Genomic DNA, 14,731 nt, shown 5'->3' on the forward strand with positions numbered 1-14,731 from the left:
TTTTCAAATTGGTTCCGGTAGCCCACACCAGCAGCATCGCAAGCGCCGCGGCCGGGGCGAAGATTAGATCATCGGCGATGGCCGGCAACAAGCGAGCAAATGGCCACTATGTCGACCCGTTCGCATAATGGAATGTCCCTGTAGCGCACTGCCCTCCCTTTCAACGCATCGAACACTGCCCGGCTCAGACAATCGCCAAGCCACTTGAGTTACCATACCGCCCTCCCTCGAGGGCTACCTTGGCGCTGTCATGACGCCAGATGCCGAAGCCTTCATGTCCCAATCCAACAGGTCATCCATGCGTCTGTTTCACACCTCCGACTGGCACCTGGGCCAAAGCCTGCACGGCCAAGAACGCGACTTCGAACACGCCTGCTTCCTCGACTGGCTACTCGGCCAGCTGCGCTTGCGCCAGCCCGACGCGCTGCTGATCGCCGGTGATATCTTCGACACGGTCAACCCACCGGTCAAAGCCCAGGAGCGGCTTTACGACTTCATCGTCCAGGCCCACGAGCAACAGCCGAAGCTGGACATCGTGATGATCGCCGGCAACCATGACTCCGGCTCACGCATCGAGCTGCCCGCCGCGCTCATGCGCCGCCTGCGCACCCACGCGCTGGGCCGTGTGCACTGGCTCGACGAAGGCCAGCTGGATGCCGAACGCCTGCTGATCCCACTGACCAACGGCCGCGGCAAGGTGGCCGCCTGGTGCCTGGCCCTGCCCTTCCTGCGCCCGGCCGAGGTCACCGGCCCACAGTTGGGCGACGACTACCTGCAGGGCATCAACCAGGTGCATCAGCAACTGATCGCTGCCGCGCAGAAAAAACGCAAGAAGGACCAGGCGCTGGTCGCCATCAGCCACGCGCACATGGCCGGCGGTGCTGTGTCCGAAGACTCCGAGCGCAGCCTGATCATCGGTAACGCCGAGGCCCTTCCGGCCAAACTGTTCGACAAGGCCATCAGCTACGTTGCCCTGGGCCACCTGCACAAGCCGCAGAAGGTCAACCGCGAAACCCGCATCCGCTACAGCGGCTCGCCGATCCCATTGTCGTTCGCTGAAATCAATTACCCGCACCAGGTGCTGGAAGTCGAGCTCGAGGGCACTGAACTGGTCAGCGTCGAAGCGCGCCCGGTGCCGCGCGCCGTGGCCCTGCAGCGCATCGGCCCTGCGCCGTTGGGCGAACTGCTGGAGCAACTTGCCGAGCTGCCGGTGATCGACCTGCTCGAAGACCCCAACCGCCAGCCCTGGCTCGAAGTGCGTGTGCTCTTGGACGAGCCGCAGCCCGACCTGCGCCAGCAAATCGAAAGCGCATTGGAAGGCAAAGCGGTGCGACTGATCCGCATCGGCGCCGAATATGCTGGCCGTGGTAACGACGAAGAAAGCGATCTTGAGTTCGTCGAACTGTCGCAGATGACCCCGCAGGACCTGTTCAGCCGCGCCTGGGAACAGGCCTATGGCAACCCCGTCGACGAACAGGCCCTGGCCGACTTCGCCCTGTTGCTGCAGGACGTTCAGCTGGAAGAGGAACAGCCATGAAGATTCTCGCCATCCGCCTGAAGAACCTGGCATCCCTGGCCGGCCCGGTCGACATCGACTTCACCGCCGAACCCCTGGCCAGTGCCGGGCTGTTCGCCATCACCGGGCCGACCGGTGCCGGCAAGAGCACCCTGCTCGACGCCCTGTGCCTGGCCCTGTTCGGCACCGTGCCGCGGCTCAACGCCATCGGCCGCGAAGCCAAGGTGCCGGACGCCGATGGCGACATCCCCACATCCGACCCGCGCAACCTGCTGCGCCGCGGTACCGGCAGCGGCTTTGCCGAGGTCGATTTCATCGGCATCGACGGCCACCGCTACCGCGCACGCTGGGAGGCCAACCGCGCCCGCGACAAAGCCAACGGCAAGCTGCAGCTCAGCCGCCAGAGCCTCTACGACCTTGACAGCGAGCAGGTGCTGGGCAGCGGCAAGAACGAATACAAGCAGCTGATCGAAGCCCGCCTGGGCCTGAACTTCGAGCAGTTCACCCGCGCGGTGATGCTGGCCCAAAGCGAGTTCAGTGCCTTCCTCAAGGCCGACGACAGAGAACGCAGCGAGCTGCTGGAAAAGCTTACCAACACCGCCATCTACACCCGCCTCGGCCAGCGCGCCTTCACCAAGGCGCGGGAAACCGGCGAAGCGCACAACGCACTGAAAGACCGTGCCAGCCACCTGCTACCGATGGTCGCAGAGGCCCGCGCCGAACTCGACGAGCGCCTGGAGCAGGCGCAGCAACAATTCAAGAACCACCAGGCGCGGCAGCGCCAATTGGAGCAACAGCGCAACTGGCTCAACGAACAGCGCCAACTGCAAGCCCAGCACAGCGAAGCCAGCGCGGCCTTGCAGGCTGCCGAGCAAGGCTGGCAAGCCCTGGCCGAGCAACGCCTCGACCTGCAACGCCTGGAGCGCCTGGCACCGCAGCGCCACCAGTTCCACCGCCAGCAAGTACTGACCGCGCAACTGGCGCCCTTGGCTGCGCAGATCGCAGCACAACACCAGCAGCAAGGCGAGCTGCAGACACGCACCGGCGAACTGCAACAGGCGCTGCTGGCGGCCCGCCAGTCGCTCGCCGACAGCCAGGCCCAGCACAGCGAAAACACCCCGCGCCTGCGCCAGGCGTTCGCCGGCCAGGACAGCCTGGCACGGCTGGACAATGAGCTGACAACGCAACGCACGGCCAGCCAGCAGGCCGACCAGCACGTCGCCGAAGGGCAGCAGCAACTGCAGCAGCTGGAAGAAAATCAGCAACGCAGCCTGCAACAGCTGGCACAGATCGACGAGGCACTGGCCGGTAGCCAACACCTCGCCGGGTTGGCAAACGCCTGGCAGGCCTACCTGCCCCAACTCAAGCAAGTGATGCTGATCGGCGGGCGGCTGAGCAAGGGCCGCGAAGAGCTGCCGGGCCTGCAGGCTCAGGCCAGCCAGGCCAACGTGCAGTTGCAGGCGCAGCGCGACCATTACGAACTGCTGTTCCGCGAAGCCAAGGCCGAACCACAGGCGCTGGCCGAGCAGATCGACCTGCTCGGCGGCATGCTCCAGGACAATCGCAAACAGCAGCGTGCCGTCGAAACACTGTCGCGCCTGCATGGCCGCGAGCTGGAGTTGCGCCAGCAACTTGAGGCCATACGTGAGCGCCAGCAGCAGGCCATGCAACAACGCCAGCAACTGATCGGCGAAGGGACTGCAGCCAAGGCCGAGCTTGAGGCCGCCGAGCAGGCGCTCACCCTCACCCGCCAACTGCTGGAGCGCCAGCGCCTGGCGCGTAACACCAGCGTCGAAGAGCTGCGTGGCCAGTTGCGCGACGGCGAGCCCTGCCCGGTGTGTGGCAGCGCCGAACACCCATTCCACCAGCCTGAAGCGCTGCTGCAAAGCCTGGGCCGGCATGACCAGGCCGAAGAGGACGCGGCGCAGAAGCAGGTCGAATCCCTCAATGGCAAGCTGGTGGAACTGCGCACCCAGCTTGGCGTGGTCAACGCCCAGCTCAAGGACTACCAGCAGCAACAGGTACAACTGAGCGAGCAATTGCAGCCATTGGTTGCGCAGGTGCAGGCTCACAGCCTGTGGCCTGCCCTCGCCCCCCAGGACGACAAAGCCCGCACGGCCTGGCTGGCCAACCAGCTGCAGCGCCTGGACGATGAAATTGCCAAGGACGAGAAACGCCAGAGCGCCCTGCTCGCCTTGCAAAAAGAGGCTGCCCGCCTCAACCAGCAATTGCAGGCGGCGCATGAAGCGCAACAGCAGGCCCAGCGCCACCTGGACCACCAACACCAGGCTCTGGCCAGCGACGAACAGCAGTTGCAGCAAGGCCTGAATGACCTGGCCAGTGTGCTGCCGGATGATGTCCTGAAGGCCCTAAGCGACGACCCAGCCAATGCCTTCCTCGGCCTCGATCAGCAGATCGCCCAGCGTTTGCAACAGCTGGAGCAGCGCAAAGACGAGCAGGAAGAACAGCAAGCCCGCCAGGTACAGCTGGACAAGCTGCGCGACCAGCAGCAGACACGCCTGCAGGCGCAGCAGCAGTTGCAGCAGACACTGGCCAGCCTTGTCGAGCAGCGCCAGCAGGCGCAGGCCAACCTCGCCGAACTGCTAGGCCAACATGCCAGTGCAGAAGCCTGGCAACAGCACCTGGAGGCACAACTGGAGCAGGCCCGTGCGGCCGATGCCGACACCGCGCAGCGCCTGCAGGACCTGCGGACCCAGGGCGTGAAACTGGCCGCCGAGCTTGATGCCAACGCCCAACGGCAGCAGGCACTGGAGCAGGAGTGTCAGCAGTTGCAGGGCGCGATCGCCCAGTGGCGCAGCGAGCACCCCGAGCTGGATGACCGTGGCCTCGATCGCCTGCTGGCCATCGACGATGCGCAACTTGGGGCCCTGCGCCAGCAGCTACAGCACGCAGAGAAAGCCATCGAACAAGCTCGCGTGCTGCTGCAGGAGCGTGAACAGCGGCTTGAGCAGCATAACGCCCAGACACAGGGCGAGCTGTCCGCTGACGACCTGGAGCAGACCCTGGCCGAGCTCCAGCAGCACCTCAACGTTCAGGAACAACAGTGCGCCGAACTGCGCGCGCAACAGGCCGATGACCAACGCCGCCAGCAGGCGCACCAGGCCCTGGCCGCCGAAATCGAACAGGCCCGCGAGCAGTGGCAGCGCTGGGCACGCCTGAATGCGCTGATCGGCTCGGCCTCCGGCGATGTGTTCCGCAAGATCGCCCAGGGCTACAACCTTGACCTGCTGCTGCACCATGCCAACGCCCAGTTGCGCCAACTGGCGCGGCGCTACCGCCTGAAACGTGGCGGCAGCGCCCTGGGGCTGCTGGTGCTGGACACCGAGATGGGCGACGAACTGCGCTCGGTGCACTCCTTGTCTGGCGGTGAAACCTTCCTGGTCTCGCTGGCCCTGGCCCTGGGCCTGGCGTCAATGGCGTCGAGCACCCTGCGTATCGAGTCGCTGTTCATCGACGAGGGGTTCGGCAGCCTCGACCCCGAGTCGCTGCAATTGGCCATGGACGCCCTCGACGGCCTTCAGGCACAGGGCCGCAAGGTGGCGGTGATCTCCCATGTGCAAGAGATGCACGAACGCATTCCAGTGCAGATCCAGGTGCGTCGCCAGGGCAACGGCCTGAGTGATGTCGAGGTATGCGGGTGATCCTTTACTCGTTTCGCCGTTGCCCATGGGCCATGCGTGCGCGCCTGGCACTGCGCTATGCCGGGTGCGAGGTACACATCCGCGAAGTGGCGATTAAGAACAAGCCGGCCGAGTTGCTGGCTTTGTCACCCAAGGGCACGGTGCCGGTGCTCGACACCGGCGAAGGCGTGCTGGAGGAAAGCCTGGACATCATGCGCTGGGCGCTCGAGCGCAATGACCCGCAGGACTGGCGGCTGCAGGCTGACCCTGCAGCCGCAGGACAGGCTGACCGGCTTATTGCCCGCAACGACAGCGAGTTCAAGGCGCAGGTCAACCTGTACAAATATGCCGAGCGATATCCCGAGCACACACGCGAACATTACCGTCAGCAGGCCGAGGCCTGGCTGGCGGAGCTTGAACACCTGCTAGAGGGCCGGCCCTACCTGCTGGCCCACCATCCAAGCCTGGTCGACGCCGCACTGCTGCCCCTGATGCGCCAGTTTGCCGGGGTCGAGCCGCAGTGGTTCGCCGAGGCGAACTATCCGCGTGTGCGCAGCTGGCTGGAGGGATGGTTGGCGTCTGACCTGTTCAACGCAGTGATGGCGCGCCCCTGATCGATAGTCACTCGATGAACTTCAAATCCGAAGGTGCGTCCTGCGCCAGGGTCTGCACCGTCTCACCCAGCTTGCCCGTACGCGGATCGCGGCGCATGACCACGATCTGGTTGCTCTTCTGGTTGGCCACCAACAGGAAGTTGTCACTCGGGTCCAGGGCAAACTCCCGCGGGTGGTCGCCTTCCACCGATCGACGCTGCAGGAAGGCCAGCTGCCCATCATCCTCGCCCACACTGAATGCAACGATCTCATTGGCCGTGCCGCGGTTGCTCACATACAGAAAGCGCCCGTCCGCCGAGAGGTGCAGGCCGCCTGCCGCCTTGGCCGCCGCGTCCTGCTGCTCGGTCAGCGGCAGGCGCTGGCGTTCGCGCAGGGCAGCATCCTCGACATCGAACATGACCACTTCGGCGCTCATTTCCAGCGTCAGATAGGCATGCCGCCCCTTGGCATCGAACAACAGGTGACGCGGGCCACTGCCAGCTGGCAGGTCGACCGATGCGGGGATGGCCGGGCTTAGCGGGCGGTCGGTGCTGGCGCCGTCGTAGCGGTAGATGAATACCCTGTCGGCCCCCAGGTCACTGGCATACAGGTGACTACCGTCCGGCGACAGCACCACTGAATGCACATGGGCACCGGCCTGGCGCTCGGGGTTCACCCCACTGGGCTCGTGTCCGGCCTGCTGCACCACATCCTTGAGTTTGCCGTCTTTGGCCACCGGTATCACCACCAGGCTGCCGCCCGGGTCTGGAGCAACGGCGTAGTTGGCAACGAACAAGTAACGCTGGTCGCGGCTGAGGCTGGCATGCGTCGGTTCGTCGCCACGGGTGGCAACCTGGTTCAGCGGCTTGATCTCACCCTTGCTGCTCACGCTGAAACTGCTGGCGTGGCCCTTTGGCGCCTCGTTGACCGCGAACAGTTGCCGCTGATCCGCCGAAAGCACCAGCCAGGAAGGGCTGACGCTCTTGACCACCTGCTGCGGCGCAGGGCCGATGAGGCCAGTCTTGCTGTCGAACTGGTAACGGTAGATACCTTGGCTCGCACCATCGGTATAACTGCCCACCAGCAGCGTGACGGCCTGGGCATTCAAAGTCAGGCTCATGAGGCTAGCGGCCAGCAGGCTCGTCCAGGTCGGGTTCATCGTCGTCTTCATCCGGGGCGCGAAAGGCACTCATACAGACTAGACGATGCTCGCCCTGGGCATCGTGCAGTTGCCACTCGTCACCGGCGCCGATGGCAGCGGCGACCTGTTCGGCAGTGAAGGCCCAACGCCGGTGTTGGCGGCCGTCCATGCATTCGACCGTCAGGCCTGTTTCATCAAGGTTGAAGTCGAAGGCGTGCAGGCCATCGATCAGTAGCATGTCGCAGGATGCGAGGGCGGTGGCGAGGGGAGACATGAAGGTACCAGCTGAAAAAGAGGCGACAGTATAGCCTTCGCGCCGCTTTGCAGCCCAGTCGCCGCAGTTCGTCGCCACGACAAACCGGCGATTGGGCCGCAAAGCGGCCCTCCACCATTCAATGGGCGAAGATCGAACCGCCCTGCTTGCCTGCCATCTTCTCGGGCTTGATCAGGAACCGCGCCAGTGCCGGCAGCAGCCACAGCGCACCGAACATGTTCCACAGCAGCATGAAGGTCAGCATCAGGCCCATGTCGGCCTGGAACTTGATGGCCGAGAAGATCCAGGTGCACACGCCGATGGCCAGGCACAGGCCGGTGAACAGTACCGCCTTGCCGGTCGAACGCAGGGTCTGGTAATAAGCTTCCTGCAGCGGCAGGCCGGCACGCAGGAAGCTCTCCAGGCGGCTGTAGATGTAGATGCCGTAATCGACGCCGATACCCACGCCCAACGCCACCACCGGCAAGGTGGCGACCTTCACCCCGATCCCCATGAAGGCCATCAGCGCATTGCCCAGTACCGAGGTCAGCACCAGCGGCAGCACGATGCACAGGGTGGCAGCAAAGGAGCGGAAGGTGATCAGGCACATCACCGCCACGCAGATGTACACCAGGATCAGGATGGTCAGCTCGGCCGACTTGATCACCTCGTTGGTCGCAGCCTCGATCCCGGCGTTGCCCGCCGCCAGCAGGAACTGCAAGCCGTCCTTGTCATGGCTTTCGGCAAACGCCTTGGCAGCGCTGGTGACACGTTCCAGGGTTTCGGCCTTGTGGTCGTTGAGGAACACCAGCACCGGCGCCAGCGAGCAGTCGGCGTTGTACAGGCCGTCGGCACGGGCGATGGAGTTGTTGAGGATGTCCGGGTTGCGCGACAGGGTTTCCCATTTCAGGCTGCCCTCGTTCATGCCCTTGATCACCTGCTTGGACACCGTCACCAGGGAAATCGCCGACTGCACGCCGGGGGTGTTCTCCATGGTCCACATCAGCTCGTCGATCGGTGCCATGGTCGAGTGGATCGAGCAGCTCTCCGCCGGCGTCTTGACCATCACCACCAGCACGTCGGAGCTGGTCGAGTAGTTGCTGATGATGAAGTTGTTGTCCTGGTTGTAGCGCGAGTCCGGGCGCAGCTCCGGCGCGCCCTGGTCGAGGTCGCCGATCTTCAGGTTCTGGCTGTACCACAGGCCACCAGCGAAGGCGACCAGGGCCAGGGCGATGGACACCGGTGCCACCTTGGCGCTGGCGAAGTTCGACAGCAGGCGCCAGAACGGATGCTCCCGGGTGGCGTCCTTCTTGCTGCGCTCGATGGCCTTTTTGCTGATGCCGATGTAGGAGATGGCTACCGGCAGCAGGATCAGGTTGGTGAAGACGATCACCGCCACACCGATCGACGCACCGATGGCCAGCTCGCGGATCACGCCGATGTCGATGATCAGCAGGGTAATGAAGCCCACCGCATCGGCGAGAATCGCGATCATCCCGGGCAGGAACAGCTGACGGAAGGTGCGCCGGGCAGCGGTCAGGGCATTCTCGGCATCACTGGACTGCAGGGCGATGCCGTTGATCTTCTGCACCCCATGGGAAATGCCGATGGCAAAGATCAGGAACGGCACCAGCATCGAGTAAGGGTCCAGGCCAAAGCCCACCACATGCATCAGGCCCAATTGCCAGACCACTGCCACCAGGGTGGTGATCAGCACGGCGATGGTGCTGCGGATGCACCAGGTGAACCAGTAGAGCAGGACCCAGGTGATGACCAACGCCACCCCAAAGAACATCGCCACCATCACCAGGCCGTCGATCAGATCACCGACCTTTTTGGCGAAGCCGACGATGTGCACCTTCACATTGGGGTTCTGCGCCTGGAACTTGTCGCGAATTTTCTCCTCGAGCAGGTGCGAGAACTGCTGGTAGTCCAGCTTGACCTGCTTCCCGGGGTCCTGCGGATCGGGGTAGCTTTCCAGCAAGGGTACATCGACGATGCTGGACTTGAAGTTGTTGCCCACCAGGCGCCCGACCTGGCCGGACTTGAGCACGTTGTCGCGCAGTGAGTCGAGGCTGTCTTGCGAACCGTTGTAGGTATTGGGGATTACCTCGCCGCCGGAGAACCCCTCCTCGGTGACTTCACTCCAGCGCACGCTGGGGCTCCACAACGACTTGAGGCCCGCGCGGTCGACGCCGGGGATGTAGAACACCTCATCATGGATCTGGCGCAGGGTCTCCATGTAATTCTTGTCGAAAATGTCGCCGTTGACCGCCTCGACCGAAATGCGCACGGTGTTGCCGAGGTTGGCCAGGTCGTTGCGGTGCTCCATCATCTGCTCGATGAACGGATGCTCGAGCGGAATCATCTTCTCGAAACTGGTCGAGGGGCGAATCTGCGCGGCCTGCCAGAACAGGAAGATGCTCACCAGCACGCACAGGGCGATGACCACCGGGCGGTTGTTGAAGATCAGCCGTTCCAGCAGCGTGGGTTTGTCTTGGTGGTGGGGCTGCATGATGCTCTCTCGGCTGGTCATGGGCGAGGCTCCTCGGCTGCCTGGTCGGCACCTTCGCCGGTGGCCAGATGTAAACCGCCCTGCCCTACCAGCAGCAAGCCGCCATTGGCCAGGCCACTGACACCGGCCAGGGCAATGCGGTCAGCGCGGTTGTAGACAGTGAAGCTCTGCCCGTCATCAATGCTGCGCAGCACGCTGCCGCCATTGCCGACCAGTATCAGGCTGCCATCATCCAGAAGCGTAGCGCTTGCCAGGCCGAATTCGAGGTTGCCGCGCGCGGCCTTGAGTTCGATCGGCTGCCAGCTGTCGCCAAAGTCCGTAGAGCGGAACAGGTTGCCGCGCAGGCCATAGGCCAACAGCGTCTGCGGCTGGGCGGTGCCGATCACGCCGAACAGCGAGCCCTCGTAGGGGCCGTCGAGCTTGCTCCAGCTCTGGCCGCTGTCGCTGGAGCGAAACATGCTGCCCTGCTCGCCGACGATGAACAGGCCGGCATCCCTGATCTGGGCAATACCGTTGAGGTGCATCTGGTCGGGGTTGTCCAGGCGCTCGGCGACGTCCTGCCAGTGCTGGCCGCCATCGCGGGTTTCCAGCAGTGCGCCGTAAGCGCCCACGGCAAAGCCGTGCTGGGCATCGAGGAAAGTGACATCGAGCAACGGGGCTTCACGGGCAAGGTCTTCGAACTGCTTGCTCCAGGTCGCACCGCCATCGTTGCTGGCGAGGATCTGCGCATCGTGCCCGACTGCCCAGCCACGCTTGTCGTCGACGAAGAACACTGCGGTGAGCAATTGCCGGGTAGGCACCCGGGCCTGGGTCCAGGTCTTGCCCTGGTCATCGGAGAACAGAATGTGGCCGCGATCGCCCACTACCACCAGGCGCTTGCCAGCATGAGCGGCATCGATCAGCAGGCTCTGGCTGGCCTTTGCCGATTCGGTGGAATACTCCTGGGCAGCGGCGGCTTGCGTGCTGCCCGCCCACATCCCCAGTGCCAGCGCCAGCATTGCGCCGGCCGCCAACGGCCAGGCACCGCGCCTGGCCTGCGTCATTACCCGCTCCCTCATGACCGTCCCCTGTTTGTTGTTCTTGGTGGGTCTGTGCCTTGCAGGTACTGCGAAAACCTTGTGGTAGAGGCCTGCAATAGCGTCGGGCCATCGTAGCGGGGATGTTTGCGGGAATACAACGAGCGGGACGTTATGTTTTGTTAACCAGAAACAAGGGGCTGTTGCACAGCCCAATCGCCGGCAAGCCGACTCCCACAGGTACTGCACCGCCCTGAAGGCTTGTGCATTACCTGTGGGAGATCCCAGACTTTATGCCAGGCTTTTGCTCACCACTTCATACACATCGCTGGACAGCGCCCCGGAAGCGAGAATCCGCTCCAGCTCGCCCTTCATCAGCGCCTGGCGCGCGTCGTCATACTTGCGCCAGCGGGTCAGCGGTGCCAGTTGACGCGAAGCGATCTGCGGGTTCAGCGCATTCAGTTCGATCACAAGGTCCGCCAGGAAGCGATAACCCGAGCCATCGGCCGCATGGAAGTTGACCAGGTTCTGTCCGGCAAACGCACCGACCAGCGCACGCACCTTGTTCGGGTTTTTCAGGGTGAACGCCGGGTGCTGCATCAGCGCCTTGACCCGCGCCAGCCCGCCCGGCAAGGCACTGGCTGCCTGCACACTAAACCACTGATCCATGACCAGCGGGTTGTCCTTGAAGTGCTCGGCGAACGTTTCCAGGGCCTTGGCACGCTCGGCCTCGAACGGCGAATTGACCAGCACGGCCAGCGCCGTCAGCCGTTCAGTCATGTTGTCGCAGTTGTCGAATTGCTCAAGGGTCGCTGCCAGCACCTGCGGTTTACCGCTGAGCATCAGGTACGACAGAGCAATGTTCTGCAGGCTGCGACGGGCGAAGTGCTCGGCTGCGGCGACGTAGGCGGTGTTGCGCGAAACCTCGCGGTGCGCCTGATAGCGCGCCCACAGGCCATCGAACAACTGCTCGGCGATCTGCCGGCGGGCGAATTCGCGTGCCGTGTGGATGGCGTCGACATCAGCCACCTGGCTGATCTCGGTCAGGTAGGCTTCGCCCGGCAGCGACAGCATCTCGGCAACCATCGCGGCGTCCAGCGACTCGTTGGCCAGAACAGTGCCCAGGGCAGTGATCAAGCGCTGATCGAGTTTCAGTGCTTCACCACGCTGATGCTGGCCGATCAACTCCTGCAGTACCTGTACCGACAGTTGCTGACCCGCTTCCCAGCGGTTGAAGCCATCGCTGTCGTGCTGCATCAGGAACATCAGCTGGTCACGGTCGTACGGGAAGCTCAGCTTCACCGGCGCACTGAAGCCGCGCAGCAGCGATGGCAGCGGCTTGGCCTGGATACCTTCGAAAGTGAACGTCTGCTCGGCCTCGGTCACCGACAGTACGCGGCCAGTACCAACAGCGGCGGCCTCACCGGCCAGGCGCAGTGGCAGGTCGTTGCCCTCGGCATCCAGCAGGCCCAGCTCCACCGGGATCACGAACGGCAGTTTCTCGGCCTTGTCCGGCGTCTGCGGGCAGCTCTGGCGGAAGGTCAGGCTGTAGGTTTGTGCTGTGGCGTCGTAGACCTCGCTGACATCCAGGCGCGGCGTGCCGGCCTGGCTGTACCAGCGCTTGAACTGGGTGAGGTCGACGCCGTTGGCGTCTTCCATGGCTTTGATGAAGTCATCGGTGGTCACCGCCTGGCCATCATGGCGTTCGAAGTACAGGTCGCTGCCCTTGCGGAAACCCTCGGCGCCCAGCAGGGTACGGACCATGCGCACCACTTCGGCGCCCTTCTCGTACACGGTCAGGGTGTAGAAGTTGGAAATCTCGATGAAACTGTCCGGGCGCACCGGGTGGGCCATGGGCCCTGCATCTTCGGCAAACTGGTGGGTTCGCAGGTAGGCGACGTCCTCGATGCGCTTGACCGTGCGCGAGTTCATGTCGGCGCTGAATTCGGCGTCGCGGAACACCGTGAAACCTTCCTTGAGCGACAACTGGAACCAGTCGCGGCAGGTCACGCGGTTGCCCGACCAGTTGTGGAAATACTCGTGGGCGACCACGCCTTCGACACGCTGGTGGGCAGCATCGGTGGCGGTTTCGGCGCGGGCCAGCACGCAGCTGGAGTTGAAGATGTTCAGGCCCTTGTTTTCCATGGCGCCCATGTTGAAGTCGTTGACCGCGACGATCATGAAGATGTCCAGGTCGTACTCACGGCCATAGACTTCCTCGTCCCAGCGCATGGACTTCTTCAGGCTGACCATGGCGTGGTCGCACTTGTCGATGTTCTCGGGTTCGACATAGATGCGCAGGGTCACGTCGCGGCCGGACTGGCGCACGAACGTGTCCTCGACGCACCACAGGTCACCGGCCACCAGCGCGAACAGGTAGGCCGGCTTCATGAACGGGTCTTCCCAGGTCGCCCAATGGCGGCCATCTTCAGCCGGCCCGCTGCCGATCGGGTTGCCGTTGGACAGCAGCACCGGGTAGCGATGCTGCTCGGCGATCACCGTGGTGGTGAAGGTGCTCATCACGTCCGGGCGGTCGAGGTAGTAAGTGATCTTGCGGAAACCCTCGGCCTCGCACTGGGTGCAGAACATCTTGCCGGACTTGTACAGGCCTTCCAGCGCTGTGTTGCTCTCGGGGTGGATCTTCACGCTGGTGTCGAGGGTGAAACGCTCGGCCTTGGGGTGCAGCGTGAGGCTGTCGGCTTCGAGCTGGTAGTCGCTCGCCTGCAGTTGCTGATCGTCCAGCGAGGCGCGCAGCAGCTCGAGCTGCTGGCCGTCGAGCACCAGTGGCGGCAGGCCGGCACCGCGTGCCGGATTGCGGCGCATGACCAGTTGCGCATGGACCAGCGTGTGGTCCTCGAACAGCTCGAAGGTCAGGTGCGTCTCGTCGATCAGGTACTCGGGCGCCTGGTAGTCCTTGAGGTAGATCACTTGCGGTTGTTCGGTACGCATGTGCAGGTCCTTTTTACTGGAGCACGGCCAACTGGTAGGCCGTGTACTTGCGAATATTGATCACGCCGGTGTCGAAGATCAGGTACTGCCCCTTGATGCCCAGCAGCGTGCCTTCCACCACCGGGTCCTTGTCGAGGTTGAAGCTGACGATCTTTTTCGGGTAGGCCTGGACCGGGTATTTCATCTGCACCACTTCGGCATCGGGCAGCGGCTGGATCGCCTGCAGGCCGAAGCGTGCCTGCAGATCGCGCAGGCCATCGGCGCAGGCATCGAAGATCTGCTCGCGAATGGCCACCAGGTCGAGCACCTCGGCGTCGCCCTTGAGCAGCGCGCGCCAATTGGTGCGGTCCGGCACCTGGCTGCGCAATACGTCTTCGACCAGGCCCGATTGCTGGCGGGTCGCCACGCGCATGATCGGCAACGCCTGGCTCGCACCCTGGTCAAGCCAGCGGGTGGGCAACTGCGTAGCGCGGGTGATGCCAACCTTGACCCCGGACGAGTTGGCCAGGTAGACCACGTGGTCGGTCATGCAGAACTGCTCGCCCCAGGACGGCTCGCGGCAGGTGCCGGCGTCGTAGTGGCAGCGTTCCGGCGCCATGATGCACACGTCGCACTGGGCCAGCTTGGTCATGCACGGGTAGCAGTAACCCTGGCTGAAACTGGTCTTGGTGCGTTTGCCGCAATGGCTGCAGTGAATGGCGCCGAGGTATTGCAGGCGCAGGGTCTGGCCGATCAGCGGGTTGACCGGCACCTGCGTGTCATCCAGGCGAAAGCTGTACTGCACCACGGGTGCTTCCAGGCTTACCGCCATCTTGCTCAAAGAGCCACGAGCGAGTTCGATCAATGTACCGAGTCCGACTTGAACAGAATGTTAGGGATCGGCGCAGACTTCGACGCGCACTCCTGGGGCCCCATGTAACCGGTACGCTGCTCTTCTGGCAGGTTCTTCATCTCCCAGGCGATCACCGCCTGCAGCGACAGCTCCTTCTGCTCGGGGGTGAGCTTGCGGCCATCGGACCATTTGCCGATTTCCACGGCCGTTTTCAGGCTTTCGTAGATCTGCGGCGTGATGTTTTCGATCATTTGCGCGAACGTGGACATAGCGTC

General features: G+C 63.8%; 10 protein-coding genes. 3 read left to right on the forward strand and 7 right to left on the reverse strand.

Features of this window, described 5'->3' with window-relative positions; translation table 11 throughout:
- The first annotated feature begins 298 nt into the window (after window positions 1-298).
- Genes ACMGGN_RS14105 through ACMGGN_RS14115 form a run of 3 tightly spaced genes read left to right on the forward strand, consistent with a single transcriptional unit; the run spans window position 299 to window position 5,771 of the window.
- On the forward strand, window positions 299-1,537 hold the full coding sequence (locus ACMGGN_RS14105; protein ID WP_115275439.1) for an exonuclease SbcCD subunit D C-terminal domain-containing protein: 1,239 nt from the start codon (window positions 299-301) through the stop codon (window positions 1,535-1,537).
- Window positions 1,534-5,178 (forward strand): AAA family ATPase, encoded by a 3,645-nt coding sequence (locus ACMGGN_RS14110; RefSeq protein WP_281868472.1) that lies wholly within the window; start codon window positions 1,534-1,536, stop codon window positions 5,176-5,178. The genes ACMGGN_RS14105 and ACMGGN_RS14110 overlap by 4 nt, the downstream gene beginning before the upstream one ends.
- Entirely contained in the window at window positions 5,175-5,771 is a 597-nt protein-coding gene (locus ACMGGN_RS14115; RefSeq protein ID WP_115275577.1) for a glutathione S-transferase, read from the forward strand. The genes ACMGGN_RS14110 and ACMGGN_RS14115 overlap by 4 nt, the downstream gene beginning before the upstream one ends.
- 7 nt (window positions 5,772-5,778) lie before the next feature.
- Here the strand turns inward: ACMGGN_RS14115 and ACMGGN_RS14120 are convergent, their stop codons facing one another.
- The 7 genes from ACMGGN_RS14120 to ACMGGN_RS14150 form a co-directional block, all read right to left on the reverse strand.
- The gene (locus ACMGGN_RS14120) at window positions 5,779-6,909 is read right to left on the reverse strand and encodes a lactonase family protein (protein WP_174141803.1); all 1,131 of its coding nucleotides are present in this window, start codon (window positions 6,907-6,909) and stop codon (window positions 5,779-5,781) included.
- A complete protein-coding gene (locus tag ACMGGN_RS14125) occupies window positions 6,875-7,165 on the reverse strand; it encodes a DUF5629 family protein (RefSeq protein ID WP_115275578.1) in 291 nt (96 codons plus the stop codon). The genes ACMGGN_RS14120 and ACMGGN_RS14125 overlap by 35 nt, the downstream gene beginning before the upstream one ends.
- A 118-nt stretch (window positions 7,166-7,283) precedes the next feature.
- Window positions 7,284-9,680 (reverse strand): efflux RND transporter permease subunit, encoded by a 2,397-nt coding sequence (locus ACMGGN_RS14130; RefSeq protein WP_371316851.1) that lies wholly within the window; start codon window positions 9,678-9,680, stop codon window positions 7,284-7,286.
- Window positions 9,677-10,717: a WD40/YVTN/BNR-like repeat-containing protein gene (locus ACMGGN_RS14135; protein ID WP_115275652.1), complete on the reverse strand. Its 1,041-nt coding sequence runs from the start codon at window positions 10,715-10,717 to the stop codon at window positions 9,677-9,679. The genes ACMGGN_RS14130 and ACMGGN_RS14135 overlap by 4 nt, the downstream gene beginning before the upstream one ends.
- A 249-nt stretch (window positions 10,718-10,966) precedes the next feature.
- Window positions 10,967-13,624, reverse strand: a complete 2,658-nt coding sequence (pepN, locus tag ACMGGN_RS14140) for an aminopeptidase N (RefSeq protein ID WP_115275651.1) — start codon at window positions 13,622-13,624, stop codon at window positions 10,967-10,969.
- Between the two features lie 13 nt (window positions 13,625-13,637).
- Window positions 13,638-14,468 carry a DUF2797 domain-containing protein gene (locus ACMGGN_RS14145; RefSeq protein ID WP_042111277.1) on the reverse strand — a complete coding sequence of 277 codons (831 nt, stop codon included), beginning with the start codon at window positions 14,466-14,468 and terminating at the stop codon, window positions 13,638-13,640.
- Window positions 14,465-14,725, reverse strand: coding sequence for a YeaC family protein (locus ACMGGN_RS14150; RefSeq protein WP_237859585.1), 261 nt, complete (start codon window positions 14,723-14,725; stop codon window positions 14,465-14,467). Before ACMGGN_RS14150 ends, ACMGGN_RS14145 begins: the two co-directional genes overlap by 4 nt.
- Window positions 14,726-14,731: the final 6 nt, after the last annotated feature.

This window comes from Pseudomonas sp. BNK-30, assembly GCF_047456185.1.
GTDB lineage: Bacteria > Pseudomonadota > Gammaproteobacteria > Pseudomonadales > Pseudomonadaceae > Aquipseudomonas > Aquipseudomonas putida_E.

Coding starts and splice junctions, on each gene's coding strand:
- ACMGGN_RS14135 (WP_115275652.1), bottom strand. CDS start 10,717: ATGAGGGAGCGGGTAATGACGCAGGCCAGGCGCGGTGCCTGGCCGTTG.
- ACMGGN_RS14125 (WP_115275578.1), bottom strand. CDS start 7,165: ATGTCTCCCCTCGCCACCGCCCTCGCATCCTGCGACATGCTACTGATC.
- ACMGGN_RS14130 (WP_371316851.1), bottom strand. CDS start 9,680: ATGACCAGCCGAGAGAGCATCATGCAGCCCCACCACCAAGACAAACCC.
- pepN (WP_115275651.1), bottom strand. CDS start 13,624: ATGCGTACCGAACAACCGCAAGTGATCTACCTCAAGGACTACCAGGCG.
- ACMGGN_RS14120 (WP_174141803.1), bottom strand. CDS start 6,909: ATGAACCCGACCTGGACGAGCCTGCTGGCCGCTAGCCTCATGAGCCTG.
- ACMGGN_RS14150 (WP_237859585.1), bottom strand. CDS start 14,725: ATGTCCACGTTCGCGCAAATGATCGAAAACATCACGCCGCAGATCTAC.
- ACMGGN_RS14105 (WP_115275439.1), top strand. CDS start 299: ATGCGTCTGTTTCACACCTCCGACTGGCACCTGGGCCAAAGCCTGCAC.
- ACMGGN_RS14110 (WP_281868472.1), top strand. CDS start 1,534: ATGAAGATTCTCGCCATCCGCCTGAAGAACCTGGCATCCCTGGCCGGC.